Source organism: Dietzia sp. SYD-A1, assembly GCF_015356725.1.
Classification (GTDB): Bacteria; Actinomycetota; Actinomycetes; order Mycobacteriales; family Mycobacteriaceae; genus Dietzia.
In genome coordinates this window covers 1-1,787 of the sequence record NZ_JADDKI010000212.1, presented here as the reverse complement: position 1 = coordinate 1,787, position 1,787 = coordinate 1, and the positions used below count along the sequence as shown (strand labels likewise).

Sequence of the window (1,787 nt, the reverse complement as noted above, 5' to 3'; positions counted from 1 at the left end):
GGTCTCCGGGCTGGTGCTGTGTGGAGCGGTCACCGCGGTCTCACGCTCCGCCGGCGGTGCGGTCGGCCCGGCCATGATGGCGGTCGCCGACGGCGGGTTCGCCGAGGATCCGGGAACCGCGATCGCCACCCTGGCGGGCTTCGGGACCGCCATGATGCGGTCCGGCGACGGGGTGAGCCGCCAGCGGATCTTCGGTCTCTCCCTGGCCACGCCCCCCGCGGTGCGGCAGAAGCTGCTCACGCGACGGGTGGACCACGACGACACCCTGCGTGGCCTGGCCATCCCCGCGCTGGTGATCCACGGCGAGCACGACGGGGTGGTGTTGCCCTCGGCCGGCCGAGCCAATGCCGAGATGATCCCCGGTGCGCGCTACGTGGGGTTCGCCGAGTCGGCGCACGCACCGTTCCTCGAGGAGACGCCGCGGTTCCTGGCCGAGCTCGACGCCTTCGCCGCCGAGCTGTAGCCGCGGATCCGCGCCGGGGCGACGGGCGGGCCCTCTCGCGCCGGAGTGCGCCGCGTCGTCGTCGCGGGCACAATCGGTGAGGTGACCGTCTCCGATCTCCGCACCGGCGCCGAGGCCCCCCTCCCGAGGCGCATCGCCGTCCTGTCGTTCCACACCTCGCCGTTGGCGCAGCCGGGAACGGGCGATGCGGGCGGGCTCAACGTGTACGTTCTGCAGACCGCCCGTCGGCTGGCCCGCCGGGGCGTGGAGGTCGAGGTCTTCACCCGCGCCACCCATTCCTCGCAGCCGCCGGTCGAGCAGGCCGGCGACGGCGTGCTGGTGCGCAACATCGTGGCGGGGCCGTTCGAGGGCCTGTGCAAGGAGGACCTGCCCACGCAGCTCTGCCCATTCGTGGCCGGTGTGATGCGGGCGGAGGCCGGTCATGCACCCGGGCACTACGACCTCATCCACTCCCACTACTGGCTGTCCGGGCAGGCCGGTCTGGTGGCCTCCGAGCACTGGGGCGTACCCCTGGTGCACACGGCGCACACCCTGGCGGAGGTGAAGAACGCGGTCCTCGCCGACGGTGACGTCCCGGAGCCTGAGTCCCGGCGCATCGGCGAGCAGCAGATCGTGGACTCCGCGCACCGCCTCGTGGTCAACACCACCGGCGAGCGCGACGAACTCGTGGGCTACTACGACGCCGACCCCGCCCACATCGACGTGGTGCCCCCGGGCGCCGACCTCGAGCAGTACACCCCCGGGACGCAGCGCGGCACAGAGCGGGCCCGCCGGGCGTTGGGGCTGGGGCAGCGGTCCGAGGTGGTCGCGTTCGTCGGCCGGATCCAGCCGCTCAAGGCCCCCGATGTGATCGTCCGTGCACTGGCCGAGATCGTGCGGGAGCAGCCGCACCGGGACGTGCGTCTGATGGTGGTGGGCGGGCCCAGCGGGTCCGGGCTGGAGCGCCCCCGTTCACTCATGGACCTGGCCGACGAGCTGGGCGTGGCCGACCGGGTGAGTTTCCTCGCGCCGCGGCCACCCGCGGAACTCGTGGACGTGTACCGCGCCGCCGACGTGGTGGCCGTGCCGTCGTATTCGGAGTCTTTCGGCCTCGTGGCACTGGAGGCGCAGGCCTGCGGGACGCCGGTGGTGGCGGCGGCTGTGGGCGGTCTGCCCACGGCGGTCGATCACGGCCGCACGGGGATCACCGTGGTCGGTCACGACCCGCGCGAGTGGGCGGCCACGTTGGTGGGACTGCTCGACGACGACGCGCGCCGCCTGTCCATGTCGCGGGCCGCCCCGGTTCACGCCTCCCGGTTCTCCTGGGATTCCACCGCCGATGGAC

The 1,787-nt window shown here is 73.4% G+C and carries 2 protein-coding genes; both read left to right on the top strand.

Annotation, left to right across the window (positions count from 1 at the left end; all coding sequences use genetic code 11):
• Positions 1-463 (top strand): alpha/beta fold hydrolase (locus IY392_RS09655; protein ID WP_375292908.1); only part of this gene is annotated, 463 nt, incomplete at its 5' end.
• A gap of 81 nt (positions 464-544) precedes the next feature.
• Positions 545-1,787, top strand: a 1,243-nt coding sequence (gene mshA / locus IY392_RS09650; protein WP_309234132.1) for a D-inositol-3-phosphate glycosyltransferase, incomplete at its 3' end; no start/stop codon positions are given.